We start from the raw sequence: 22,076 nt of genomic DNA, 5'->3' as shown, positions 1-22,076 counted from the left end.
CGACAATGTTCGAATGGTATGGAAATATGGGGCGCAACGAAAAGCGCACCTTCTGGGCCTGCTATGGCGGCTATGCGCTCGACGGCATGGACGTGATGATTTTCAGCTTCGTGATTCCCTCCCTGTTCGTGGTCTGGAAAATGACCAGCGCGCAGGCTGGTGAAATCGCGACCGTGACGCTCCTGCTCTCCGCTGCCGGCGGCTGGATCGCCGGCATTCTGGCCGACCGCATCGGCCGGGTGCGCGTGCTGCAGATTACCATCCTGTGGTATGCGATCTTCACTTTTCTTTGCGGTTTCACCCAGTCGCCCGAGCAACTGATGATAACACGCGGTTTGCAGGGGCTCGGTTTCGGTGGCGAATGGGCGGCCGGCTCGGTGCTGATGGGCGAAGTGATCGCCACCCGCTTCCGTGGCCGCGCGGTGGGTTTCGTACAAAGCTCCTGGGCGATTGGCTGGGCCGTCGCGGCGATCGCGGCGACGATCATTCTGCAAATCCTGCCGCCCGATATCGCGTGGCGGGTTCTGTTCTTCGTCGGCCTGGCGCCTGCCGCCTTGGTGTTCCTGATCCGCCGGATGGTGCCGGAATCGCCGATCTTCACCGAAATGCGTTCCAGCGAACGCGGCCGGTCGACCGGCCCCTCCGCGATTTTCTCGCGGCGCTTCCTCAACCTCACGGTGCGCGGTTCGCTCCTCGCCATGGGTGCCCAGGGCGGATATTACGCGATCACCACCTGGATTCCGACCTTTCTGCGCGTGCAGCGCCATCTGACCATTCTCGGCAGCGGCGCCTATCTCGCCGTCATCATCGCGGGCTCGCTGGTGGGTTACATCACCAGCGCAATCCTCACCGACAAAATCGGCAGGCGGCCGAATTTCATCCTGTTCGCGGTCGGCTCGGCGGTCATCGCGGTGTGCTATCTCTATCTGCCGATCTCGAATGAGGCGATGCTGTTTCTCGGCTTCCCGCTTGGCTTCTTCCCTTCGGGCATCTTCAGCGGCATGGGTGCGTTCTACTCCGAGTTGTTTCCAACCGAAATCCGTGCGACCGCGCAAGGATTCTGCTATAATTTCGGACGTGGGATGGCGGCGTTCTTTCCCACCTTGATCGGTTTCGCGGCCAGGACCTTGCCGCTCGGTGCCGCCGTCGCGATCTTCGCGGTGATCGCTTATGCGCTATTTGCGATCGCAGCACTCAGCCTGCCGGAAACCATGAACCGCGCGCTCGACGCGGAAATTCCCGCCCCGGAGACCGTTTGATGAGCGAGGCCGATGCAAGCTGGCGATTCTGGATCGATCGCGGTGGCACCTTCACCGATCTGATCGCCGTCGCGCCGGACGGAAGCCTCGTCACGCGCAAGCTGCTCAGCGAGAACCCCGAGCGCTACGACGACGCGGCGATCGCCGGGATCCGGAATGTGCTCGGAATCGCCCCCGGCGACCCGATTCCGGCCGAGCGCATCCATTCGGTTCGCATGGGCACCACGGTCGCGACCAATGCGCTGCTCGAACGCAAGGGCACGCGCACCGTCCTGGTCATCAACCGGGGCCTCGGCGACGTGCTGCGCATCGGCAGCCAGGCGCGGCCACGGTTATTCGATCTCGCGATCACTTTGCCCTCGATGCTCTACGAAACGGTGATCGAGATCGACGGCCGCATCGGCGTCGACGGCCAGGAGACCGCGCCACTTAACGAAGCGTCAGCGCGCGATGCGCTGATGGCCGCAAAGACGGACGGCGTGGAGGCCGTCGCGATCGCCTTGATGCATGGCTGGAAAAATCCAGCGCATGAGCGGCGCCTTATGGACATCGCACGAGAGATCGGCTTTTCGCAGGTCTCGGCGAGTCACATCGTCAGTCCGCTGCTGCGCCTGGTGCCGCGCGGCGACACCACGGTGGTCGATGCCTATCTGTCGCCGATCCTGCGCCGCTATGTCGACCGGGTGGCAAAAGCGCTGGACGGCGCAAAACTCTATTTTATGCAGTCGCATGGCGGTCTCGCCGAAGCTTCCAGCTTCGAGGGCAAGGATGCGATCCTGTCCGGCCCGGCGGGCGGCATCGTCGGCGCGGCGCGCTCGGCCGAAGCAGCCGGTTTCGCACGCATCATCGGCTTCGACATGGGCGGCACATCCACCGATGTCGCCCTGTATGACGGCGCGTTCGAGCGCAGCTTCGATACCGAAATCGCCGGTGCACGGGTGCGCGTGCCGATGATGGCGATCAACACCGTTGCGGCCGGCGGCGGCTCGATCCTGCATTTCGACGGCGCGCGCTTTCGTGTCGGCCCCGATTCCGCCGGCGCCAATCCGGGACCGGCCTGTTATCGGCGCGGCGGGCCGCTCACGGTAACCGATGCCAATCTCTGCCTCGGCAAAATCCAGCCGCGCCGCTTCCCCGCCGTGTTCGGCCCCAACGGCGATGCTCCGCTCGATGCCGAGATCGTGCAGGCGCGGTTTGCCACCGTCGCAAGGGAGGTTGGGCGCGCGACCGGCATCGCCCGCAGCGCGCAGCAAATCGCCGAGGGATTTCTCGACATCGCGATCGCCAACATGGTCAAGGCGATCAAGCAGGTCTCGATCCAGAAAGGCCGCGACCCGCAGCGTTTCGCGCTCGCCTGTTTCGGTGGCGCCGGCGGCCAGCACGCCTGCCTGGTCGCCGAGGCGCTCGGGATGGATGCCGTGTTCATCCATAAATTCGCCGGCGTGCTCTCGGCATTCGGCATGGGGCTCGCCGAACTCGGCACCGTGCGCCAGCGCGCGATCGAACGGGTGCTCGGCGAGGCCGAGACCGATATCGCAACGGCGATCAACGAACTTTCGGACGAGGCACACGCGGTGCTCGTCGGCCAGGGCAGCGATCCCGTCACCGTCCGCATCGTATCCCAGCTTCATCTGCGCTATGAAGCGACCGAGGCGATCCTGCCGATCGCCGCCGATGCCGATGATCGCGAGATGGCGTTCACCAAAGCGCATGAAACGCGCTTCGGCTTCGCGATTCCGGAGCGCACGATCATCGTCGATGCCGTCTCGGTGGAAGCGATCGCGCCGGGCGAAAGCGTCAGCGAACAAGCCCCGCCGCCCCGCGACGCGATACTCGCCCCGATCGACACCGTATCGATCTGGAGCCGGGGAGAATCGCATCGCGCCGACGTGTTCGATCGCACCGATCTGCGTCTCGGCGATTCGATTCCCGGCCCGGCGATGATCTGCGACGCCAATGCCACCACCATCGTCGAGCCTGGCTGGATCGCCGAGATCGCGCCGCCCGACAATCTGATCCTGCGCCGCCTCACCGAAGCGCGCCGCCGCGCGCCGGATGCGAATGCGCCGCCCGATCCGGTGCTGCTCGAACTGTTCAACAACCTGTTCATGAGCGTCGCCGAACAGGCCGGCGCGGTGTTGCAGAACACGGCGCAGAGCGTGAACATTCGCGAGCGGCTGGATTTTTCCTGCGCGGTGTTCGATGCCGCCGGGCGGCTGGTCGCGAACGCTCCGCACGTTCCGGTGCATCTCGGCTCGATGAGCGAGAGCGTGCGCCACGTTCTCAAAACCCGCGGCGGAACGCTGCGCCCAGGCGACGTGATCGCGCTGAACAACCCGAGCGCCGGCGGTACCCATCTGCCCGATATCACCGTGATTACCCCGGTGTTCGACCCGAATGGCGCGGAAATCCGCTTCTTCACCGGCGCCCGCGGCCATCACGCGGATGTCGGCGGCATCACGCCAGGATCGACGCCACCGAATGCGACCACCCTGATCGAGGAAGGCGTGCTGATCGACGATTTTTTACTGGTCGAACAGGGCAGGTTTCGGGAAGACGCATTTCGCGACCTGCTTCTCTCGGCGCGCTACCCGGCACGCAACCCGGATCAGAATATCGCCGACATCAAGGCGCAGATCGCCGCCAATCGCGCGGCGGCAATGGGTCTCGATGCCATCGTCGCGCAACACGGCTGGCCGCTCGTCGCGGCCTATCTGCGCCATGTGATGGACAATGCGGCCGAACATGTGCGCCGGGTGATCGACCGCATCGGCGACGGGCGATTCACCTATCGGATGGACGATTCCAGCGTCATCTCGGTGCGCGTCGCGGTGGATCGCGCGGCGCGGCGCGCGACGGTCGATTTCACCGGCACCAGCACCCAGCACAAGGGCAATTTCAACGCCCCGCGCGCGATCACCCAGGCCGCCGTGCTCTACGTGTTCCGCTGCCTGGTCGGCGAGGATATTCCGCTCAACGAGGGCTGCCTCGAACCGATCGACCTGATCATTCCCGAAGGCTCGTTCCTCGCCCCCGCGCCGGGAGCGGCGGTGGTCGCCGGCAATACCGAGGTGAGCCAGGCGGTGTGCAACGCCCTGTTCGGGGCGCTCGGCGCGGTCGCGTGCAGCCAGGCGACGATGAATAATTTTCTGTTCGGCGATGCGCAACGCCAATATTACGAAACCATCTGCGGCGGTGCCGGCGCGGGTCCGGGCTTCGCCGGCGCTTCCGCCGTTCACACCCACATGACCAACACGCGGATGACCGATCCCGAAGTGCTGGAGCTGAACTATCCCGTCACGGTCGAGGAGTTTTCGATCCGGCGCGGCTCCGGCGGCGCGGGTGCCATGTGCGGCGGCGATGGCGCGGTCCGCCGGCTGCGCTTTCATGCACCGATGACGGCGGTGATCGTCGCGTCCCGCCGCGTGGTGCCGCCGTTCGGGCTCGACGGCGGGGCGGATGGCGCGGTCGGCCTGCAATGGATCGAGCGGGCGGATGGCACGCGCGAGACCCTGTCGGGCCGGGCCGAGGCGAGCATCGCGCCCGGCGACATATTCGGCATCGCGACCCCTGGCGGCGGCGGCTACGGCAGGCGGAGCTGAGCAGTGTGACTCCGTTGCGGTTTCCCTGTATCGTCCCGATAACAATCGGCGAACAGGGAGCCATGGGATGCGCAACCACCGGCGAATCGGAGTTTTGCTGGCCTGGTTGCTCTGCTTCGTTGTCGCATCCGTCGCATTGTCGCAGACTGCCCGCGCGGGCGGCTCCGCGCCACCATCTACTGTGTTCCTGCGCCATCTGCTCCCCGGACTTGGCGAAAATGCCCGCCAGTTCCAGGCTTTCGGCAATCAGCCGACGGCCGGGAACAGTGCCGGCCTCGCCGCGCGCCGTGCCGATCTGACCAGGCAGGCCAAACAGGCATACGACGATCAGGACTGGCCGAATGCGTCTTCCCTCTATCGCAAGCGGCTGCGTCTGGGCGATGAGAACCATCCATCGCTCTGGCTGGCACTCGCCACCGCCTCCTCCCGCCGCAAAACGGCCGATGCCCGCACCGTCGAAACGGCCGCCTTTATCGCCTATGAACTGAACGAAACGCACGGTGCCGATGCCACGACCGCCAAGCGCGCTCTGCTTCTGATCGCCAAAGGGCTGCGCCTGCAAAACAACAACCTCGCGCGGATCGATCTTCTCGCGGCGATGCGGCGCGCCTATCCCGACGATGATCTCATCAAGCACGAACTCGCCGAAGCATCCAAGACTTTCGGCATCCGGGTCCGCAAGCTCACCGTCCATGCCAACCGCTTCCCGACCAGCGCATGCATCGCGTTCAACGTCAAGCTCGGCAGCGCGCCCGATTTTCACCCGGCGGATTGGGTGATCTTCACGCCCCCGGTGAAGGGAGCCGCAATCACCGAGCAAAACGGCGATCTCTGCATCGACGGCCTGCCCGCCGGACACACGACCAGGGTGATCCTGCGCGCGGGTCTGCCGCTCCAGGCCGGCACCACCCTGCCGAGCGAAACCAAAATCCCGGTCGCGATCCGTGATCGCCGCGCCCAGCTCATCGCCGATGTCGGGCACTACCTCATCCCCGCCTCATCGCCATCCACGATCGGCATTTCCACCGTCAATCTCGACAAGGTCCGGCTGAAAATCGTCCGCATCGCCGAACGTTCCCTGACCGGATTTTTCAGCAATCATCCGCTGTTCAACCCCACCGAATATCAATCGTCACTCGGCGACAATTACGGCAAGACGATCTGGAAAGGCGAAGCGAAAATCCAAAACTTCGTCTCCAACAGACTGATCCATTCAGTCATCGCCCTGCCGGATGTGATGAAGAAAACCGGCCTCTACGCCATCGCGATCCGACCCGGTCCGGGCCTGCCGGATGCCTATGCGCTGAACACCGTCCAGCTCGTGCTGCGCACCAACATGGCGCCCATCGTCTGGCGCGGCTGGAACGGCATGAATGTGCAAATTCGCAAATTCACCAGCGCGCAACCCTATGCCGATGTCACGGTCAATCTGATCGCCGCCGATAACGCGATTCTCGCCTCGGCAAAAACCAACGGTAAGGGCATCGTCAGCTTCGCCGGTCCTCTGCTCGCCGGCATCGCCGGACAATCGCCCGCAGCACTCCATATCACCGGGCCGGACGGCGATTTCACCGTTTTCAATCTGACGGGCTCGCCGCTCGATCTTTCGGATCGCGGTATTTCCGGCCGGCCGGTGCCGAACCGGATCGATCCCTATCTCTGGCTCGATCGCGGGATCTACCGGCCAGGCGAAACCGTGCATGTCGCCGCCCTCTACCGCACCGATCGCGACACGCCGCTCGACCTGCCGCTTCATGTCATCATCCGCCGCCCGGCAGGGCAGGTCTATCTCGACCGCGTGGCGCCGCGCACCGACGATGATTCGATCGCGTTGCCGGTGAAACTGCCCGGCGCGGCCCAGGCCGGCAACTGGTCGGTCAGCCTCGCCCTGGGCGCACACAAACCCGCGCTCGCCCGCCGCCAATTCACCGTCGCCGCCTTCGTCCCCGCGAAGCTCAAGGTCTCGCTCGGCCGGTCGCACCCGCTTACCCCAGGCAAGATCGACCACTGGCCGCTCAATGTGCGATTCCTCTACGGCGCGCCCGGTTCGAAACTGACCGGCAACGCCACGCTTCGCCTCATCGCCGATAACCAGCCGTTTCCGCAATGGCGCGGCTATTCCTTCGGCCTGCAGAACGAGATTTTCCAATCCAAACTCACCCGCATCGCGCTTCCCGAAACCGGCCCGCGCGGTAACACCTCGGTGCCGATCGACCTCACCAGCCCGCCCGACACCACGCGCGCGATCGAGGCGAAATTGTCGGTCAGCATCAACGATCCTTCGGGCCGCGCCGTCACCTCGGCGATCACCCTGCCGATAACCCCGGCGAGGCCGCTGATCGGCATCAAGGAAAATTTTGCCGGCCAGACCGTCGGCAACAAAATCGCGCCAGGTTTCAACATCGTGGCAATCGGCCCAGCGGGCAGTCAAGTGAAGATGGCGGTGACCATCAGCCTGGTCCGTCAGGAGACCGAATGGCACATCTATTTCAACGGTTCCGCCGCGCGCTGGGCGATCACCCATATCGACCGCCCGGTCGAAACCAGGACCATCACCCTGGCCGCCGACAAGCCCACGGTTTTCACCGCGCCCGTGCTCGGCTGGGGCCGCTACCGGCTGCGCGTGGTGCAGGCGAAAGGCGGTTTCGCGGCGAGTTCGGTGATCTTCTATTCCGGCTTCGCGACCTCCGCCAACCCGGCAGTGCCGCAGCGCGTCACCGTCTCGTCCGACCATCAGGATTACGCACCCGGCGATACCGCCGAGCTCCATGTCACGGCGCCATTCCATGGCCCCGCCACGCTGGTCATCGCCAATAACGCCGTGTTGTCGATGCGGAATTTCACCCTGCCGAACGGCGGCACCACGCTCGACGTTCCGGTGAAGCGCGCCTGGGGTCCGGGCGCCTATGCGATCGTCGAGGCGTTCCAGAAACCCGACGCGACCAGCCAGCCCTCCCGCGCGGTCGGGCTCACCTGGCTCGCGGTGAAACCGGGCAGACGAAAGATCGACGTGTCGATCCCGACGAAAAAACTATACCGCCCAGGCCACGACATTACCGTCGATGTCCATGCGCGGCCCGGCGCCTATGTCACCCTCGCCGCCGTGGATGAAGGCATATTGCAGCTAACGGACTTCCCGAACCCTGACCCGATCGGCCATTTCTTCGGCAAATGGCGGCTCGGCGTCGGCGTCATGGACGATTACGCCGCTTTGCTCCTGCCGCCATCGGGGCAGGCCGCATTGCTGAAAAACGGCGCGGGCGCCAATTTCGGGCCGGCGGTGAAACCGATCCCGCAGCGCATCGTCTCGCTGTTCGCCGGTCCGGTGCGAGCCGGGTCCGACGGCGTCGCGAAAATCACCCTCCATATCCCCGAATTCAACGGACAGATCAGGCTGATGGCGGTAGCCTGGACCAAAACCGCGGTCGGCGCCGCGCATACCGATATCATCGTGCGCGACCGGGTGATCGCCAACGCGCTGCTGCCACGCTTCCTCGCCCCCGGCGACATCGCCAATGCCGGGCTGATGCTGCAAAATCTCGACCTGCCGGACGGGCAATTCACCGCAACCGTCGCGGCAACCGGCCCGCTCGCGTTCAAGGGCAGAACCAGCACCACGCTCGACCTCAAACCCGGCACGCGCCATGTCGTGCCGTTCCAGCTCGCCGCGTCGAACGCCGAAGGCACCGGCCAGATCAGCCTCGATCTCACCGGCCCGAACTACGCGCTGAAACGGCACTGGACGCTCACCGTCCATTCCGCACGCGCGCCGGTCACCAGACTCGCAGCCGCCAGCATCAAACCGGGAGCGACACAACAAATCGGGTTGAACGAGTCCGGCCTCTATCCCGGCTCGGTGCAGTCCACCGTCACTTTCGGCAACACGCTGCCCTTCGATCCGGCCGAATACATGCAGGCGCTTGCCGCCAACACGCTGCCGTTCCTTGCACAAAGCGTCAGCCGCGGCCTGCCGCTCACCGTGCTGCGCGGACCGGTCGCGGGACCGGACCCGACCGGGCGGCTCGCCCGCGCGGTGGAGCAGGTGCTCGATCTCCAGCGCTTCGACGGCTCCTTCGGCCTGTGGTCCTCGCATGATTTCAGCGAACCATGGCTGACCGCCTACGCTACCGAGTTCCTGCTCCGCGCGCGCAAGGCGGGTGTCTATGTGCCGGGCGTGCAGATCGATCAGGCGCTGGCCTGGCTGCACAACGAGGTTGTGCAAGGCAATCACGGCAGATTTTCGCAAATCTATGCCACCTATGTGCTCGGCCTCGCGGGCCGGCCACCGGCCGGCGCCATCCGCCTGCTCGGACAGGATGTCGATGCGCTGCACATGCCGCTCGCCCGCGCGCAGCTCGGCGCGGCGCTGAACGATATCGGCGAACCGAACCACGCCCGCGCCGCCCTGAACGCCGCACTCGCCATCCATAACCGGCTCACCGGCGACTGGTGGTTCCTCGATCGGGATTGGCAGAACGCCTTCGGCTCGCCGCTGCGCGACGCCTGGGCGGTTCCGGCGGTGATCGCGCAAACCGGGCTGTTGCGCGATAAAATCCCCGAATTGCGCGCCAATCTTCCGGGCAAGGGAATCAGTGTCGACGATCTGAACGCGCAGGAACTCGCCTGGGCCTGCTTCGCCAACGGCATTCTGGGCGCACCGCCGCCGCCGATGGATTTCCGCATCGGCACGCGGGAGATGAAATCGGCGAAGGCGATCAGCCAAAAGCTGACATCGCCGGTCAGCATCGACAATCTCGCCGCGACCCCGCTCGCGGTCAGCGTCGCGACCACCGGCATTCCGGCCAAACCACCCGCCGCCGCCCGGCAGGGCATGATCGTCGATCGCCGCTTCTACACGATGTCGGGCGACAAGCTCGATCCTTCCAATCTCGCGCAGAACACGGTTTTCATCATGGTGATCAGCGGACGATCGGTGGATTCCGCCCCGCATCGCGCGGTAGTCGATGCCGGGCTGCCGGCCGGCTGGGAACTCGCCGGCAATATCTCGAGCGGCAAGGTCAGCCACATGCGCTGGCTCGGCACGCTCAGCCATCCGCGCATCCGCGCCGCCGCCGACGATCGCTACGAAGCCGCGTTCGATCTCGCGCCCCACGAGTCCAATTTCTTCGGCGAGGATAACGGCGTCGATCGCGAATTCCGCGTCGCGGTCATGCTGCGCGCGGTCACGCCGGGCCGGTTCACCCTGCCCGGCGTCACGTTGTCGGACATGTTCCACCCGATGGTCTACGGGCGCACCGAAGGCGGCAGCGTCGCGGTTCTCGCACCGGGTCAAATTCCGCCGAAACCCAATGCCCCGACCAATGGTGGCCAGACGCATCCCTGACCCACTGACACGCTGGACGACCGCGGCGATCGTCACCGTCGCGATCGTCTTCGGCGCGGCGTGGCTCTTCCCGCCGAACCTCGCGCGGCTGCACGATCGGAGCCGCGTCGTGTTCGGCCGCCACTTCCACCCCATCGCAACTTTCGAAGACCGTCGCGGCGAATGGAAACTCCCGACGACCGAAGCCGAAGTCGACCCGCTCCTGCCGCGCATGCTGATCGCGTCCGAAGACCGGCATTTCTATCTCGACCCCGGCGTCAACCCGTTCTCGATTCTGCGCGCAACTGTGCAGATGCTCGCCGCCGGCCATGTCGTCTCCGGTGCGTCCACCCTCACCATGCAGGTCGCCCGCCTGCTGCATCCCGCGCCGCGCACGCTGAAGGTCAAAATCGGCGAGGCATTCCACGCCATCGCGCTGAACGAGCACGACGGCAAAGCCGAAATCCTCGGCATGTGGCTCTCGCTCGCCCCGTTCGGCGGCAATATCGTCGGCGCCGAGGCCGCTTCGCGCGCCTGGTTCGGCCACTCGCCCGCGACGCTCAGCCCCGCCGAAGCGGCGCTCCTCGTCGCTTTGTGCCGCCGGCCCGCCGCGCTCGACCCCGCAGTTCATCCGCGCGCCGCGCTGACCGCGCGCAACCGCATCCTGCTCGAAGCCGCCTCGCTCGGCGTCATTTCCCGCGCTGCCCTGATCCACGCCGAGGCAACGCCGGTGCCGCGCCGCCGCCATCGTTTCCTGACCCTCTCCCCGCAAATCACCGATCATCTGCCGGATCGCGCCCGCACCACGATCGACGGCGCGCTCGACACCGCCATCGCCCGCTTCGCGCGCGGCCAGTTGCGCCGGCTCGCCCCCACCGAAAGCCTCGCCATCATCGTCGCCGACGCGAAAACCCGTGCGATCCGCGCGATCTATGCCGGGGACTGGACCGATCCGCGCCGCGCCGGCTTTCTCGATCTCACGCGCACCATCCGCTCGCCGGGCTCGGCGTTGAAACCGTTTCTCTACGGCCTCGCCTTCGCCGACGGTCTCGCGCGCCCGAGCACACTGCTCACCGATCTGCCGCGCGATTTCGGCGGCTACGCACCCGACGATTATACCGGCGCGTTCAAGGGCGATGTCACCGCGGCCACCGCGCTGCGCCGTTCGCTCAATCTGCCCGCGGTCGCGCTGATGCGCCGTTTCGGCCCGGCAAAATTCGCCGCGCATCTGGCGAGCGCGGGCGCGCCGCTGGCCTTACCGCGTGGTGTCGCGCCCACCCTGCCGCTCGCGCTCGGCGGCGCCGGCATCACCATGCGCCGCCTCGTCGCCCTTTACGCCGCACTCGCGACCGACGGCACCGTCGAGCCCCTCCATCTCATCGCCGGGCAGCGGCGCAACCGGCGCCGCCTGATCTCGCCGGCAATCGCGCGCAGCATCACGGGCATTCTCACCCGCCCGTTCCCCGGCGGCGGCCCCGCAGGAATCGCCTGGAAAACCGGCACCAGTGCCGGCAATCGCGATAATTGGGCGATCGGGTACGATCGCCGTTATGTAGCGGGCGTGTGGATCGGTGAACCCGATGGCGGCGCTCTGCCGAACCAATCCGCCCTCGCCGCCTTGCCGGTCCTCGCCGATGTCTTCGGTTTCCTGAAACCGGCGCCGCTGCCGATGCGCCGCGCGCACCCGCCGGTCACCCTCGTCTCCGCCGCCCGGCCGAAGCTCGCTTTGCTGTTTCCGCCGCCGAAAGCCATCCTGCCGGTCGGTCCGCCAGTACATCTGCGCGCGATGGGCGGCGACCGGCCGCTAAACTTCATGATCGACGACCGGCTGCTCCCGTCCATCCCCGCTCTGCGCAGCGCGGACTGGCAGCCTCCCGGCCCCGGCTTCTACCGCCTGACCATCCTGGACGCGAAAGGCGACGCGATCACCCGCACCCTGCGCGTCGGCAATCCCCGGCTCACCCGCCCAGCAACTGCGCCAGCATCTGCGGCGGCAGGGTGATGCTGGAATAGCCCGCCGGTGGGGTGAAAGCGGCGGCCTGTTGCGGCGCGTTGGTGATCGACAGCGCCTGCACGGCAACCGACCCATGATCGTTCTTCCCGGTCGCCTGCAGCACCACGCCGCCCGGCGTGATGCAGGCGCTGCCGTCGCCCTTGGGTTTCAGCACGAGATAGCGCGTGCACGCTCGGCCGGCGATGGTGGCCTGCCCCAGCCTGGTGAAATGCGCGCCGCGATTGTCCATCACCTTTTGCATCATCGCCGACAGGCCGGGCACCGCGACCACCGCATGCATCTGCGGCAGCACCACATTCGCTGCCCCCGAAGCGAGGTCGAGCAGGATCGCCGTTCCCGCCGCCTGACCGGACAGGCTGACCGCGCGCACCCGTTCGCTCGCCGCCAGATATCGCACCCGCCAGGTCTGCGTCGGCTTTCCGGGCTGGCTGATCCGATACACGCCCATCGCGTCATGGTCCGGGATCAGGCGCGGCGCCGCCGCCGCATGCGCCACCCCCATCGCGAGCAGGAAGGCAGCAAGAGCTGCGGTATTGTGGATCGTCATGCTTGGTCCTCCTGAATGATTCTGTGCATCGTCTCGATTTCGCGCGCGATTGTGGCAGGATCGAGTTCGGTCACCCAGCGCGCCGGCAGCGCGACCGCCTCGGCCAGCAAGGCGTGATAGGTCGCCTTCGAGACCTCGTAGGCGCCGAACCGGGCGAGATGGTCGGTGAGAAACTGGGTGTCGAGCAGCCCGAAGCCGCACAGACGCAGCCGCGCAACCAGATGCGCGAGGGCGAGTTTCGAGGCGTCGCGGGTCAGCGAAACCATGCTTTCGCCGAAAAACGCCCCGCCGATCACCAGACCGTAAAGGCCGCCGGCCAGCCGCCCGCCATCCCACACCTCGACGCTATGGGCGTGGCCGAGATCGTGCAGTTCGACGAACAGGCGCTCGATTTCCGCGTTGATCCAGGTTTCCGGCCGGTTCGCGCGGGGCTGCGCGCAGGCCGCGATCAGCCCCCGGAAATCCCGGTCGGCGACGATCCGCAGCCGCGTCGTGCGCAAGGTGCGGAACAGGCGGCGCGGCATATAAAACCCGTCGAGCGGCAGCACGCCGCGCCGCTCGGGATCGAGAAAATGGAGGCTTTGCGACTGCCGGGTCTCCGCCATCGGAAACAGCCCAAGTCGATAGGCGCGGAGCAGCATGTCGGCATTCAGCACACGGTCGCGCACAGTCATGTGGCATGATCGCCCGGATTTCAGGCGGCGGCAACCACGCGCGCGCGGCCGCGCCTGCCGTCGAACCGGCCCAGCGCCTCGGCATAGAGCGCGCGATCGAGGGTGGTGAGTCGATCGAGTTCCGCCGCGACCTCGGGGGTGATTTCGGCGCGCGGCGCCGCACGGAACCAGCCGCTCGGGTCGGTATGGTTCTCCGCCGCGACATTGCCGCGCACCTTCCCGCCCGGCGGCACCGCACCGATCGCCTTGGCCAGCCGGGCCACGCTCTCGTCCATCCGTTCGGTGATCCCGACGAAGCCGATCCGGTCCAGGGCCGCGATCGCCTCGGTCAGGGCAACGCGCGGATTGGCATGCAGCGGATCGTGCGCGGCACTTGTCCGATAGCGTCCGGTCAGGCGCCGGACATAGAAATTGTCGAGATAATTGACGATGAACGGATCGCTCCCGCGCAGAAAACCGAGCAGATCGTGCCGGTGCGCCGCCGCCACGGTGAAATTGCCCTCTGCGGGGTCGAGCAAGGCGGGATCGACGCTGCGCCAGTAATTGTACAGCGAAACGATCCGCGCGCGCGGATCGCGCAGGAAGGTGAATATGAACCGCTCTGGGTCGATCCGTTCCAGCGCCGGCAGGCCGTAGTGACCCCAGAGCAGCGGATAGCGCGCGATGTCGCGGCTGAGCCCGCACGGTGCGCGAAACCATAGATGCGGCGGCATCGAGCGAACCGGGTCGGGGTCGATCTGATCCGGGTGGAATTGTTCGGAGAGCCAGCGCATCACCGCGATCCCGCCGCATTTCTCGAAATGGAGGAAGCCGAGCTTCGGCCCGGTCCAGGCGGTGAACAGATTGCCGGTGAGATCCGGCACGCCCGGTACGCCCAAAGGCGTTACCCGGTCCGCGAACGGGTCGCCGCCGCCGCGGCCGCGCTCATGATACCAGGCGAGACCGACCGCGAGACGCATGATCCGGCGCGCCTCCGGCAGGACCAGGAGCCCGCGGATCAGTGGCGGAATTTCGCGCGCATCGTCGATATAGCGGGTGCGCAGCGCCCGGCGGAACGCACCGCGTTCGTCCGCGCTGGGCCGGCGCCCGAGCGAAAGGCGCAGCAAAGCCGGCCCGATCGTGAAAGCGAGGAGATCGGCTCCCGCTTTGCCGATCAGGTTGCTCCATCTCGATTGTCGCAAAATCCGAGGCTTAGACATCAATAACTACCTAATTTGCGAATAATGTCGTATCAAGTAGCTAAAAGTTGCGGATTGTTGCTGAATGTTACAGGCGACGCGGCAGGGCCATCATGCCGGACGGGGCCGGCGGGGCTTGCAACCGAGGATGGGGCTTGCCAGAAGAACCGGGCTGGCTTGATGGGAGTGAACCGGGTTGAAGATCGCGATCATCGGCGGCGGCTATGTCGGCCTGGTGTCGGCGGCGTGTTTCGCGGAATTCGGCGTCGAGGTGATGGTCGCCGAAACCGATCCGGTGCGGCTCGACCGGCTGCGCGCGGGCGTGATGCCGATCTATGAGCCGGGACTCGAGGAACTGGTCGCCGCCAACCGCGCCGCCGGCCGGCTCGGCTTCACCGGCGCGCTCGACGCGGCGATCGCCGGAGCTCAGGCGGTGTTCATCGCGGTCGGCACCCCGTCGCGCCGGGGCGGCGGCCATGCCGATCTCACCTATGTCTTCGCTGCCGCCGAGCAGGTCCTGACCTCGCTCGACCATCCGGCTGTCCTGGTCACCAAATCCACCGTGCCGGTCGGCACCGGGCGGAAACTGGCGCAGCTTGCCGCCGCGCTGCGGCCCGATCTCGCGGTCGAGGTCGCCTCCAACCCCGAATTCCTGCGCGAGGGCAGCGCGATCGGCGATTTCATGCGGCCAGACCGGGTGGTGGTCGGCGCCGAGACCGAGCACGCCCGCTCGGTGCTGCGCGCGCTGTACCGCCCGCTCAACCTGATCGAAACGCCGATCCTGATGACCGGGCTGGAAACCGCCGAGCTGATCAAATACGCCGCCAACGCCTTTCTCGCGATGAAGGTCACCTTCATCAACGAAATGGCCGATCTCTGCGAAGCCGTCGGCGCCGACGTGCACGACGTCGCGCGCGGCATGGGCTTCGATGGCCGGATCGGCCGGAAATTCCTGCATCCCGGCCCCGGTTTCGGCGGCTCGTGCTTTCCGAAGGACACGCTCGCCCTCGCCCGCATCGCGCAGGACGCGCGCGCGCCGAGCCGGCTGACCGAAACCGTGGTCGCGGTGAACGAAGCGCGCAAGGCCGGGCTCGGCCGCCGGATCATCGACGCCGCCGGGACGGAGCTTCGCGGCCGGCGCGTCGCGGTTCTCGGCCTCGCCTTCAAGCAGGGAACCGACGACATGCGCGATTCGCCGGCGATCCCGGCGATCGAGGCCCTGGCCGAGGCCGGCGCGCACATCGTCGCCTACGATCCGGCGGCGATGGAGGCGGCAAAACCGCTGCTCCCGGCCTCGGTGCGCTACGCCGCCAGCGCGCCCGAGGCGATCAAGGGTGCCGAGCTTCTGGTGGTAATGACCGAGTGGAACGAATTCCGCGCCCTCGCCCCCGCGCGGCTCGCCGCCGCGATGCGCGGCCGGATCATCGTCGATCTGCGCAACATCTTCGATCCGGCCGCGATGCGCAGCGCGGGATTCGTGTATCATGGGGTGGGCAGGGGCCATGCCCCGCGAAAAATCGCCCCGCAAAAAATCGAATTGGACAGGGAAGTCGAGCATGGATGATGTGACCGCGCCTCAGCAAGTCCGCCTGGACCCGAACGGGCTTCCGATGATCGGCGCCTATCCCGATTTCGCCAATCCCGACCTGCTGGACGCGATTCCGCTCACCGCGCGCACCGTGCTCGATATCGGCTGCGGCGGCGGCGCGCTCGGCGCCGCATACCGGCGGCGCAATCCCCGCGCGCGGGTGCTCGGCGTCGATACCCACCCCGAATCGATCGCCCTGGCGCGGACCCGGCTCACCGAAGCCGCGCATTGCGACGTTCAGTCCGATCCCCTGCCCTTCGACCTGCCGGACGGCATCGACTGCCTGATCTATGGCGACATCCTGGAACATCTGGCCGATCCATGGGCGGTGCTCGCGCGCCACGCGGAGCAACTCAACCCGGACGGCACCGTGCTCGTCTGCTTTCCCAACGTGGAGAACTGGAGCATCGTCTATCGCCTGCTGAAGGGCAGCTTCGACTACGAGGACGAAGGCTTGCTCGACCGCACCCATCTGCGCTGGTTTACCCCGCGCATGATGGCGGCGGCGCTGGAACAGGCCGGTCTCGCTCTCTGCGATGTGCGCCCGCGCCTCACCAACCCGACCGAGGCGACCCGCTTCGTCGAGGCGATGACGCCCGCGCTCAAGGCGATCGGCGTCGATCCCGCCGAATATCTGAACCGCGCGATTCCGATCCAGTTCGTCTGGCGGGCCAAGAAACAGCCGCGGCCGCGCCTCGTGCTCGCCACGACCATGCTGCCGCCGGTCGGCGGCGTGTCCGACGTGCGGGTGATCGAGCCGGTGCGCGCACTGGCGAGCGACGCCTCGGTGCTCGCGGCGATCCGCCCGGAAGCCGAAATCGCCCTGCTCATGCCAGAAGCGCCGCACATCGCGGTGCTGCACCGCCCGCTTCTGCTGGGCGAGCCGGGCCTCGGGCGGGTGCGCGCGCTGATCGACAAGGGCTATCTGGTGGTCACCGAATTCGACGACCATCCGGGATTTCTCGAAGGCCGCGGCGTGGCGACCGAGGATCTCCTCACCTTCAGCGCGGCCCACGCGGTGCAGACCAGCACCGAGGCGCTCGCCGCCGTACTGACCGAATACAACCCGGAAATCGCGGTCTTCCCCAACGCGATCGTGGAATTGCCCGAGCCGCGCAACTTCGCAGCACCAGACCGGATGACCCTGTTCTTCGGCGCGCTGAACCGCGAGGAAGACTGGGCGCCCTATATGCCAGTGCTGAACGAGGTGCTGCGCGCGGTGGGTGCCAGGCTCAACGTGCTGGTGCTGCATGATCGCGGTTTTTTCGACGCGCTCGACACCGCGAACAAGGAGTTCGTCCCGACCAGCGACTACGCGACCTATATGCAGCGCCTGGGCGAGGCGGAAATCTGCCTCATGCCGCTCGCCGACACCGCGTTCAACCGGGCGAAATCCGACCTCAAATTCATCGAGGCGAGCGCCGCGCGCGTGGTGTCCCTCGCGAGCCCGGTGGTCTATGAGGCCAGCATCCGGGACGGCGAAACCGGCCTCTTGTTCCGCTCGCCGGACCATTTGCGCATGCAGTTGCTGCGCCTGCTCGCCTATCCCGAGGCGGCGAAGCGTCTGGCCGAGGCGGCGCGCGCCCACATCGCCGCCGAACGCATGCTGGCCTATCAGTTGCGCGCACGGATCGACTGGTATCACTCGCTCTGGGCGCGGCGCGACGAACTGACCGAGGCGCTGCGCAAGCGCGTGCCGGCGCTGTTCGCTTGAGCGCCTTGTCCACCGCCGCCGAACCCGGCGGTCTCACCTTCGACTGGAGCGACGGCGCCCCTCACCAGGGACCCTGCCCGAATTGCGGCGCCGCCGGCCCGAGTCCGCTTCTCGTGCTGGTGCGCTGGACCGGCACCAAAAAAATGGCGCCGATGCGGCGCGCGATCTATGCCTGCCCAAATTGCGACGCGCGCTTTTACGAGACGATGCGCCTGCCCGACTATCATCACGAAGAGACACGGGTGATCGGCTGGCCGCAATTCTACATCCAGCAGAATGCCGGGCTCTGGCCGGTCACCGCCCCGATCGCGCGAATCGCCAAACCGCGCGGCGCGCGCTTCCTTGAAATCGGCGGCGGCTACGGCTTCGGCCTCGATTTCGCGATCCACGCGCTCGGCTGGACCGGCATGGGCATCGACCCCTCGCCGCTCGCCGAACGCGGCCGCGCCGAGCTTGGCCTGCCGGTGCGGGTCGGCTATTTCCCCGAGGCCGACGATAGCGGCGGGCTGCCATGGGACGCGATCGTCGCGACCGAGGTGATCGAGCACATGGATCATCCCGGTGTGCTGCTGCGTGACATCGCGGCGCGGATCGCGCCGGATGGCGTCGTGCTGCTGACCACGCCGGACGGCGGCGCGATCGCGCCCGGAACCCCGTACGAAGCGCTCGAACAAATCCTTGTCCCCGAAATCCACATGGTGTTCCAGACCGTGCGCAGCCTCGAGCACGCGCTGCGCACCGCCGGGTTCGCGCATGTCGCGGTCACCCGCGATGCCCATTCCGTGGTCGCCTTCGCCTCGATGGCGCCGCTCGCGCTCGATGATGATCCTGCCTTGCTGCGCCGCCGCTTCCGCGCCTATCTCGATGGGCGCGCGGCGAACCTGGATCCGGTCAGCGATGCCGGCATCGGCCTGCTCGGCCGTGCCCTGTTCGAAGCCGCCAATGACGGCGATTTCGCCGCCGCCGCGGCCGCGCGCGACCTCCTGTTCCCCGCGATCCGGCGGCGCTTCGGCCTTGATCTCGCGACGATCGAAACCCTCCCCGAACCATGCCTCGAGCCGCGCCTTGCCGCTCTGAAGGACCGGATCCCCTTCAATCTCGGCCCGGTGATGTACGCCGAGGCGATGCGCCGGATCGGCCTGGGTGCTACGCGGGCGGAGGTCGTGCGCGAGCTCGGCCTTGCCGGACAGACGGCCGGCGTTCTGGTCGAGGCGTTGCGCGCCTTGTGGCTGACCGATGCCATGAGCGAGGACATTGCCTTCCGCGCCCGCGCCGAGCAGGCGATCGGCCGTGCCGAGGCGGGGGATGACGAGGCGGTCGCACTGCTCGCCGGCCTGAAGCCGCGCGGTGAGACGGACGCCACGCGCCGCATTTATCTTTGGCGCGGGGTGATCGAGCTGACCAATGCCGACGCGACCGGCGCGGCGCGCGCGCTCAGGGCCGCCGAAGGACTCGGTCTGCCCGATGCCGATCTGCCGGCCGATCTGCGGCGCGACATCCATATCGTGCTCGGCCAATTGGCGCTCGCCGAAGGCGGCGACCCGGCCCAGGCGATCGCGATGGCGAACGCGCTCGGCGCGAGCGATCCGGTCGTCCCCGACCTCCTGCTCGGCGGCTTCATCCGGCTGGTGAATGCGGCGCGCTATGACGAGGCGATCGCGGTCGCCGAACGCGTGATCCCGCTCGCCTGCTCGCGCACCGACGCGGCTGGGACCGATGCGCGCGCCGCCCTTGCCATCGCCTACGAAAAAACCGCCGATCCCGCCGCCATCCCAGCCCTGATCCGTCCGCTCGCCCTGCCGCCTGCGCGGCGCGACGCGATCCTGCTCGATGCGTTCAGCCGACTGGTCGGCACCGCCCGCTACGACGAGGCGGTGGCAATGGCGGATGCCGAGAATATCGTCAGCCGCGCGGTCGCACGGGATGACGATGCCGGACGCGATGCCCGCCTCGCCCTCGCTTTGCTCGATCTCGCGACCGGCGATCCGATGGACGTGCCGGCCAGGCTCTCCGGCCTCACGATGGATGCCGGCCAGCGCCGCGCCTTCCTGATCGGTGCCTTCTCGCGGCTGATCAACGCCGCGCGCTATGCGGAGGCCGCGCGTTTCGCCGGCGAACAGGCGATCGAAATCCTGATCGGCGACGGCGGCGACGAGCCGGCACGCGACGCGACGATCGGGATTGCGATTCTCGATCTTGTCGTGGGCGATCCCGCCATGGCACCGGCACGAATCGCGGATATCGCGATCGATGCCGAGCGCCGCCGTCAAATTATGCTTGGCGCCTTCGTCACCCTGGTCAATCGCTCCCGCTACGACGAGGCGCTTGCATTGCGCGACGCAGCCCCGATCGAAGCCTGGGCCGCCGCGCCGGAGGATGCCGACGGCGCCGACGCCTCGATCGCCCTGATCGCTCTCGGTCTCGCGACCGGCGATCCGGCGGAGGTTCCGGCACTGCTCGACCGTCTGCCTCATCTCGCCAGCGAGGTCGGGAACGATGCGCGGGCTCAGGCAACGCTGCGGCTGATCCATCTGGGACGGCTCGGCGAAGCCCGGCCGCTGATCGCGACGATCGATCTTTCGCTCCTCGATCCGGCGAGCCGGAGCGATCTGGTCGCGACCGAGGCGCATTTCGCGATCGAGGCGGCGGACACCGATCGGCTCGCCGCCCTGCTCGATACTCTGGAAAGCGACGCGGCCGAACCGGCCAGGATCAAGGCGCTGGCGGTGTCCGGCTTCGTCACCGCGGTCAATCGCGGCGATTTTGCCGCGGCTTCGCTGCTGCGCGGGCGGATCGAGCCGGATTTCGCGAACTACGCCAAGGCGGCCACGGAAGGCATGCGCAGCGCGGGTTTCGCGCTCGGCGTGCTCGATCTGCAGGAACCGGCACAACCGCATCGCGCCGAAGCCGCTTTTGCCGCAGTCCGCCGCGGCTTCGCCGCGGAACTGGCCGAGAGCGAAACCGCGCCCGCCCTGTTCTGGGAATCGCTGCGCGGCGAGATCATCGCATTGCACCAGACATCGCGCGCCGCCGAGGCCACGGCGCTCGGCCGGGCGATGCTCGCCCGCTATCGCGGCGCGCCGGAGGATCTGGCGCAGGAACTCATGACGGATCACCGATAATGCTGGCGATACTGCGGAAACTGAAACTCGGGTTCGGTGCCGCCCGCGCGGCAGTCACCCTCGCCGTTGCCGGCGTACTCGGCCGGCTGCGCAGCGCGCATCAGGTGGTCGCCAGCAAGCCAACGACGGGAATCACGCTCGGCCCGAAAGTGGTTCTGTTCCTGCACTGGGATCGCGGCGGCCGGGTGCGCGAGGCGCTGTTCACCTATATCGCGCAGCTCGCCGAATCCGGCCGTTCGGTGGTGTTCGTCACCAATGCCGGCAAGATCGAGCCCACCGCCGAGGCGCGGCTGCTCACTTTGTGCGCCGGCGTGCTGGTACGACGCAATATCGGCTATGATTTCGGCGGCTGGCGCGATGCGATCGAAACGCTCGACCTGCCGCGCACCGAGACCGAGGAAATCATCATCGTCAACGACAGCGTGTTCGGCCCGGTGCGCCCGCTTGAGGCCACGCTGCTGCGCCTCGACTACGAGCATGTCGATGTCTGGGGCCTGACCGAAAGCTGGCAGCGGCGCTATCATCTGCAATCCTATTTCGTGGCCTTCGGCCCGCGCGCGATCCGCTCGCCCGCGTTCCGCAAATTCTGGGCGCAGGTGATTCCGGCACCGTCGAAAGCCTATGTCATCGGGAAATACGAGGTCGGCATGACCCAGGCGATGATCAAGGCGGGGCTCAGGGTCGCCGTGCTCTGGCCCTACGAGGCACTGACCAAGCTGATCACCCGCGACCAGCTCGCGGGATATCTCGATACCGATGCCGGCGCCGCGATGCGCAACGACCCGATCGACCTGACCCGCTGGCTGCATATTCTGCGCCTGCGCGACGCGATCGCCCGGCGCAAGCCGCTCAATCCGACCTCGGATCTGTGGCGGCATCTGCTGCTTTCGGGTTACCCGTTCATCAAGCGCGAACTGCTGCGTGACAACCCCACCAGGGTCGAGGATGTCGGCGACTGGGCGGATGTGCTGCGCGATACGCTCGGCGTCGATCCCGCGCCGATCATCGCCGATCTCAGGACCATGCTGCGCGGCGACGCGCCCTGAAGATGGCAG

Annotated in this window: 11 protein-coding genes; 8 read left to right on the top strand and 3 right to left on the bottom strand. The window is 67.0% G+C overall.

The features are described 5' to 3' along the window. Positions 1-5 precede the first annotated feature (5 nt). The 4 genes from L2A60_RS04010 (at position 6) to pbpC (ending at position 12,186) form a co-directional block, all read left to right on the top strand. The gene (locus L2A60_RS04010; protein ID WP_235703081.1) at positions 6-1,259 is read left to right on the top strand and encodes an MFS transporter; all 1,254 of its coding nucleotides are present in this window, start codon (positions 6-8) and stop codon (positions 1,257-1,259) included. Further along, positions 1,259-4,861 (top strand): hydantoinase B/oxoprolinase family protein, encoded by a 3,603-nt coding sequence (locus L2A60_RS04005; protein WP_235703080.1) that lies wholly within the window; start codon positions 1,259-1,261, stop codon positions 4,859-4,861. Before L2A60_RS04010 ends, L2A60_RS04005 begins: the two co-directional genes overlap by 1 nt. A 67-nt stretch (positions 4,862-4,928) precedes the next feature. After that, complete coding sequence (locus L2A60_RS04000) at positions 4,929-10,205, top strand: alpha-2-macroglobulin family protein (protein ID WP_235703079.1); 5,277 nt, start codon at positions 4,929-4,931, stop codon at positions 10,203-10,205. After that, complete coding sequence (gene pbpC, locus L2A60_RS03995; protein WP_235703078.1) at positions 10,186-12,186, top strand: penicillin-binding protein 1C; 2,001 nt, start codon at positions 10,186-10,188, stop codon at positions 12,184-12,186. The genes L2A60_RS04000 and pbpC overlap by 20 nt, the downstream gene beginning before the upstream one ends. On the opposite strand, the gene L2A60_RS03990 is transcribed toward pbpC, so the two are convergent. Genes L2A60_RS03990 through L2A60_RS03980 form a run of 3 tightly spaced genes read right to left on the bottom strand, consistent with a single transcriptional unit; the run spans position 12,143 to position 14,618 of the window. After that, entirely contained in the window at positions 12,143-12,745 is a 603-nt protein-coding gene (locus tag L2A60_RS03990; protein ID WP_235703077.1) for a hypothetical protein, read from the bottom strand. The genes pbpC and L2A60_RS03990 overlap by 44 nt on opposite strands. Further along, positions 12,742-13,419 carry a leucyl/phenylalanyl-tRNA--protein transferase gene (gene aat / locus L2A60_RS03985; RefSeq protein ID WP_235703076.1) on the bottom strand — a complete coding sequence of 226 codons (678 nt, stop codon included), beginning with the start codon at positions 13,417-13,419 and terminating at the stop codon, positions 12,742-12,744. Before aat ends, L2A60_RS03990 begins: the two co-directional genes overlap by 4 nt. A gap of 20 nt (positions 13,420-13,439) precedes the next feature. Next, positions 13,440-14,618: a hypothetical protein gene (locus L2A60_RS03980; RefSeq protein WP_235703075.1), complete on the bottom strand. Its 1,179-nt coding sequence runs from the start codon at positions 14,616-14,618 to the stop codon at positions 13,440-13,442. A 175-nt stretch (positions 14,619-14,793) separates the two neighbouring features. Here L2A60_RS03980 and L2A60_RS03975 point away from each other — a divergent pair, with 175 nt between their 5' ends. The 4 genes from L2A60_RS03975 to L2A60_RS03960 are packed head-to-tail and all read left to right on the top strand — an operon-like array spanning position 14,794 to position 22,067. Next, on the top strand, positions 14,794-16,161 hold the full coding sequence (locus L2A60_RS03975; RefSeq protein WP_235703074.1) for a UDP-glucose dehydrogenase family protein: 1,368 nt from the start codon (positions 14,794-14,796) through the stop codon (positions 16,159-16,161). After that, positions 16,154-17,899 carry a methyltransferase gene (locus tag L2A60_RS03970; RefSeq protein ID WP_235703073.1) on the top strand — a complete coding sequence of 582 codons (1,746 nt, stop codon included), beginning with the start codon at positions 16,154-16,156 and terminating at the stop codon, positions 17,897-17,899. The genes L2A60_RS03975 and L2A60_RS03970 overlap by 8 nt, the downstream gene beginning before the upstream one ends. Then, positions 17,896-21,021 (top strand): class I SAM-dependent methyltransferase, encoded by a 3,126-nt coding sequence (locus tag L2A60_RS03965; protein WP_235703072.1) that lies wholly within the window; start codon positions 17,896-17,898, stop codon positions 21,019-21,021. The genes L2A60_RS03970 and L2A60_RS03965 overlap by 4 nt, the downstream gene beginning before the upstream one ends. After that, entirely contained in the window at positions 21,021-22,067 is a 1,047-nt protein-coding gene (locus L2A60_RS03960; RefSeq protein WP_235703071.1) for a rhamnan synthesis F family protein, read from the top strand. Before L2A60_RS03965 ends, L2A60_RS03960 begins: the two co-directional genes overlap by 1 nt. Positions 22,068-22,076 lie beyond the last annotated feature (9 nt).

It is taken from the genome of Acidiphilium iwatense, from assembly GCF_021556475.1.
Taxonomy (GTDB): domain Bacteria; phylum Pseudomonadota; class Alphaproteobacteria; order Acetobacterales; family Acetobacteraceae; genus Acidiphilium; species Acidiphilium iwatense.
Note: the sequence above shows the minus strand (reverse complement) of the source record. Positions and strands in the feature narration are given on the sequence as shown.

Coding starts and splice junctions, on each gene's coding strand:
- L2A60_RS04010 (WP_235703081.1), top strand. CDS start 6: ATGTTCGAATGGTATGGAAATATGGGGCGCAACGAAAAGCGCACCTTC.
- L2A60_RS04005 (WP_235703080.1), top strand. CDS start 1,259: ATGAGCGAGGCCGATGCAAGCTGGCGATTCTGGATCGATCGCGGTGGC.
- L2A60_RS04000 (WP_235703079.1), top strand. CDS start 4,929: ATGCGCAACCACCGGCGAATCGGAGTTTTGCTGGCCTGGTTGCTCTGC.
- L2A60_RS03990 (WP_235703077.1), bottom strand. CDS start 12,745: ATGACGATCCACAATACCGCAGCTCTTGCTGCCTTCCTGCTCGCGATG.
- aat (WP_235703076.1), bottom strand. CDS start 13,419: ATGACTGTGCGCGACCGTGTGCTGAATGCCGACATGCTGCTCCGCGCC.
- L2A60_RS03980 (WP_235703075.1), bottom strand. CDS start 14,618: ATGTCTAAGCCTCGGATTTTGCGACAATCGAGATGGAGCAACCTGATC.
- L2A60_RS03970 (WP_235703073.1), top strand. CDS start 16,154: ATGGATGATGTGACCGCGCCTCAGCAAGTCCGCCTGGACCCGAACGGG.
- L2A60_RS03960 (WP_235703071.1), top strand. CDS start 21,021: ATGCTGGCGATACTGCGGAAACTGAAACTCGGGTTCGGTGCCGCCCGC.